Origin of the sequence: Methylobacterium oxalidis (assembly GCF_007992195.1) — a bacterium.
GTDB classification, from domain to species: Bacteria; Pseudomonadota; Alphaproteobacteria; order Rhizobiales; family Beijerinckiaceae; genus Methylobacterium; species Methylobacterium oxalidis.
Window position 1 is genome coordinate 1 of sequence record NZ_BJZU01000214.1, and the last position, 4,412, is coordinate 4,412.

The 4,412-nt window shown below is 63.1% G+C and carries 4 protein-coding genes; 3 read left to right on the forward strand and 1 reads right to left on the reverse strand.

The genetic code is table 11. The features are described 5' to 3' along the window. Positions 1–413: 413 nt before the first annotated feature. The 3 genes from MOX02_RS29485 to MOX02_RS29495 all read left to right on the forward strand — a co-directional run bounded on the left by MOX02_RS29485 (position 414) and on the right by MOX02_RS29495 (position 3,522). Positions 414–2,036 carry a Na+/H+ antiporter gene (locus MOX02_RS29485; RefSeq protein ID WP_147029329.1) on the forward strand — a complete coding sequence of 541 codons (1,623 nt, stop codon included), beginning with the start codon at positions 414–416 and terminating at the stop codon, positions 2,034–2,036. A 946-nt stretch (positions 2,037–2,982) separates the two neighbouring features. Continuing rightward, positions 2,983–3,237 (forward strand): DUF6894 family protein, encoded by a 255-nt coding sequence (locus MOX02_RS29490; protein WP_147029330.1) that lies wholly within the window; start codon positions 2,983–2,985, stop codon positions 3,235–3,237. A 57-nt stretch (positions 3,238–3,294) separates the two neighbouring features. Next, complete coding sequence (locus MOX02_RS29495; protein ID WP_147029331.1) at positions 3,295–3,522, forward strand: hypothetical protein; 228 nt, start codon at positions 3,295–3,297, stop codon at positions 3,520–3,522. A gap of 636 nt (positions 3,523–4,158) precedes the next feature. Here the strand turns inward: MOX02_RS29495 and MOX02_RS31950 are convergent. Beyond that, positions 4,159–4,412: hypothetical protein (locus MOX02_RS31950; protein WP_210250424.1), on the reverse strand; the 254-nt coding region annotated here is incomplete at its 5' end.

Here is a 4,412-nt window from a genome sequence, read left to right on the forward strand (position 1 = left end):
CCCTAGATTATGCGCAAGGTCGTTGGCTCCGCATCGCGAGGCGTTCCGTTACACCCAGTCTGTGAGCCGAGCCTGCGTCTCGCTCTGACGCTGCTAGCGGGCGCAGCGCGCGGCTGACGCGGCGGATGGTCGAGCGTCCGTGAAGGGCAAGGTGCTCTGGCTCATGGAGCCGCCGCTTACGGTCGAGGAGTGGACGGCCCGCTACTGCACCCTGCCCCCCCGTCCGTCTTGAAGGGCGTCGGCCTTGCTCTGGAACCTACGAGCGGTGCATTGCCAATGCGGCCCGAGGTGCGCGGCCGCATCAGAACCGAGATCGGCGGGTCCAGGCGGACTGTCCCACAAGCTCCGGGCCTTCCTGTTCGCGGCAAGGCGCCCCAGCCAGATCAGATGCTGGATTTGCGCGAAAGGATCAGATGGAAACCGTCACTATCGTCTTAGCGCTGTTGCTAGCGGTCCTCGTCAGTGGCGCTCTGGGTCGGCTCCTTCCTCTACCTCTTCCTCTGATCCAGATCGTGATCGGCGTAGCCTTGGCGCTGGGCCCTCTGCCGAGCACCTCGCTCGATCCCGAGATCTTCTTCCTCGTGTTCCTGCCTCCGCTCCTGTTCCTGGATGGCTGGCGCATCCCCAAACGCGATCTCTTCCGTGACGGTAAGACCGTCCTGGCGCTGGCCCTTGGGCTCGTAGCACTGACGGTGCTCGGCATCGGCATCCTGATCCACTGGATAATCCCCAGCATGCCGCTCGCCATCGCTTTCGCCCTGGCAGCCGTGCTCTCACCGACCGATCCGATCGCCGTGTCGTCGGTAGCGGCTCAAGCACCGGTCCCCCGCCGCCTGATGCACATCCTCGAAGGCGAAGCGCTCCTCAACGATGCTACCGGCCTCGTCTGCCTGCGCTTCGCCATAGCCGCAGCTTTGACGGGTTCGTTCTCCCTGCCCGAAGCGGCAACAACGTTCCTGTGGCTCGCCATCGCTGGACTTGGGATCGGGGCCGCGACGACATTTCTTCTGACCGGAATTCAGGAACTCCTGCGCCGACGCACGGGAGAGGATCCTGGTCTACAGATCCTCCTCAGCCTGCTCACGCCATTCGGGGCTTACCTCGCAGCCGAGCATGTGCATGCCTCCGGCATCCTAGCCGCTGTCGCGGCCGGCATTGCGATGACCTACGTTGAGATCCAGGGACGTAGCCTCGGTGCGACGCGTGTGCGCCGGACCGCGGTCTGGGACAGTGTAGCCTTAGCCGCCAACGGAGCGATATTCGTCCTCCTGGGTGAGCAACTCCCGGATGTTTTCAGGAATGCCGTGAAGCAAGCTGACGTCCAGGGTGCAGGCTGGATCGTTGCCTGGATCCTTGTGATCACCGCGGGCCTGATGGCTGTCCGCTTCGTCTGGGTCTCGGTCTCGCTCCAGTTCGTGCTGATGCGGGCTCGCAGTCGCGGCGAGAAGCGCGATGCCATGGCCTGGCGCCTCGTGGCTGCTACGACGCTCGCGGGCGTGAAGGGCGCCATCACCCTGGCCGGTATTCTGACGCTGCCCCTTACCCTTACAGATGGCAGTCCATTCCCGGCCCGCGATCTTGCCATTCTGTTGGCGATGGGCGTCATCCTGACCTCGCTTCTGCTCGCCAGCACGGTGCTGCCGCCGTTGCTGAGGGGCCTACAGCTGCCGCCTGAGCCGAGCCATGATGCCGAGGAGGATGCCGCGCGCGCGGCCGCTCGGGACGATGCCGTGAAGGCTATCGAGGCTCTGCAGCATCGTCTCGTGGAGGAGTACGAAGATGCATCGATCGCCGTCGAGGCCGGAGCTCGGGCGATGGATCGCTACGAAGGTGTCAAGGCTGCGACCGCCGAACGCCAAGCTGAAGCCACGCGATTTCAACAGCTTGCGGCCATGGAGAAGCGTCTACGCCTCGCGGGCATTGAGGCCGAGCGGAGCGCTCTCTACCGGATGCGTCGCTCACAGGTGATCGACGATGTGGTCCTGCGCCGGCTCGTGCGTGAGGTTGACCTGATTGAAGCCCGCCTCGTGGCATAGACCTCATGGTCGGAAGCCACCATCGGCGGAACCGATCACGGCCGAGAGCTGAGGCCAGTCGATGAGGTAGAAGAAGCGGTGCTCGCGCCGAATGAACATACGAGCAAATGGCCACGCTTGCGGTCCACGAGGCAAGCCCTGGAAGCTTGAGGCCGATCTTTCGCGCGAGGCGGTTATCTCGTCTGAACCTTTGCAGGATCAGGCTCAAATCGCTGGAGCCGAACCCTATCCTGCCACAACTCGACGATCCGCAAACGCCCTTCCAAGCGAGCGTACTCAATGGCGTCTCCGCGGGTGACAGCGCCAAGGTTCCTCAGCGAAACGAATTCGTTGCCTGGGCTGAGGATCAATAGGCGGTACACGGGTAGCATAATGGTGGCCCTGATCGTTCTCCATCCCTACGGCACGGCCCATTAGCGAACTGTGTATTTTTAGACGATGCGCAGGGTGGGAGCGAGTTGCCCCGCCGCCCGATCTGATCACGGGCTGGCGGGGCGTGTCGGGTCCACGCGATGGGGATCGGGCCGGTACGCAACGTGGCGTGCCGCCAGGACGCTGCGAGGCGGTTAGCCGAACATCAACAGCCTGACGAGGGCTTGAACCCGAACCGAGAACGGGCCCCATCTCATGGTGCAGCCGCTTACAGGCGAGGAGCGGACGGTTCGCTACACACCAACAGACGGGCAGGCGCACTGAGCTGACCCAGTGGGCTCTCGGGCCTTCCTCTGCGGCGCGTCACAAATTCCCGAAGCCATCCCCTTAGAACGACCATGGAACGTTCCACTAGGGCATACCCCATTGTGACGGCGGCAAGTCGCCTGAACGTCCGCCCATGTTAAGGCAGATCGCTGCCTTCTGTGCGAGAGTAGGCCATCGCTGGCTTCGATCCTGGCTGCCAACGCCTGTGAGACCTCCGCGCTCCCGCCGATTTCACGCGAGGAGCCGCATGCCGCGCTACTTCTTCAATCTCCACATCGACCAGGAGGTGCAGCAGGACGATACCGGGATGGAGTTCAAAGGTCTTGCTGAGGTGCGCAAAACAGCTCAGTGCCTGCTGCCCAACATTGCACGTGATGAGTTCCCAGGTGGTGGCGATCGGCGCTCCATCGTCGTCCTTGTCACGGACCAAGAGGGTCGCCCGGTCTACTCGGCCACGCTCGACCACGCCGGATCCCGGTCTCTGGTTGGTGCGCTGAGTTGAGCAGCCGGCCCACTCTCTTCGCACTGGAAGCACCATCGCCGTTCGGGGGAACGAATTGTGCCTAAGGGGCTCGATCGCACGTTTCTCGACGATGCCGATCAGGACGTGCGCGAGGCCGAACAGCGCCGGAAGGAGCAAGCCTCTCTGGTGGCCAAGCTTGCCGGGCAGGGCGTTGACGAACCGGGCCTCGACGCAGCGAAGCGCCTGCTGCTCGAAATCGAGCGAACGCTCGCGGTTGTGCGCGCCCACCGATCACTCCTGCAGAGCCTTGTGGGTGGCGAATGATCGCTCTGCCCCCACCCGCCGTCGCGTCAGTTCCGGTTCGAGATCGTGAGTGCCTGCGCAGTTCGAGACGGTCAGTGTTGGTGGCGCTCCAGAACATCCAGTCGGCGAACGGCACCACACTCTGGCAGACAGCGGGTATATGCTGACGTGATACAAGGACCCGACCCATTGGATGCCGCTCCCGGCAACACCCTTCTCAAATGATGCGCTGACGCAGATCAGTGAGGAGGCGCTCACCGTACCGGTGAGATCGAAATCATACGTGAAGCCGCGTCACGTCCGTCGCGGGCGTTAGAATTCAGGCGGCCGGGCCGGGGACCGCTTCACGCCTCCATGTCGCAACCATCTCGTCGAGGGCAGCCTTACCGGCCAGCCGAGCCTCCTCGAAGGTGGCGTAGGCAATCACCGACTGCTTCCTCCCCATTCCCCCATGTTGCCAGACAGCCCATGAGTAGGTGCTACGGAGAGGCTTGTCCGCCGCGACGGTTATCGTGAAAGGGTGCGCCAAAGGCTTTTGCATTCCGGTGCCATAACACAAAGTGACTCGGATGCATGCAGCGATATTGTGCACAGCGCTGGGCTACATCCGCCGCGCTAACGCCTTCAAGGATCACTCAGGGAGCGGGTTTCTGGAGGTCAGCCGAGCTGCTCTAGGACGATCTTACGCAATTCTTCGCGGGTGAGACCACAGGGCTGCGGCTTCCAAACAGAATTGGAGACGGCCGGCTTGGTGCCAGCTAAGAAGCGCGACTGTGCCGCCGTGGGCTTCAGTTCAGTGGTGATGTGCATGCGAAATCCATAGGTCGCTACGGCAGAAGCCGTCGGTCGGCGCGTGTGTTCAGGAGTGTCGCGGCTAAAAGCGAGCGACAGGCGCGCTGCGAATAGAGCAG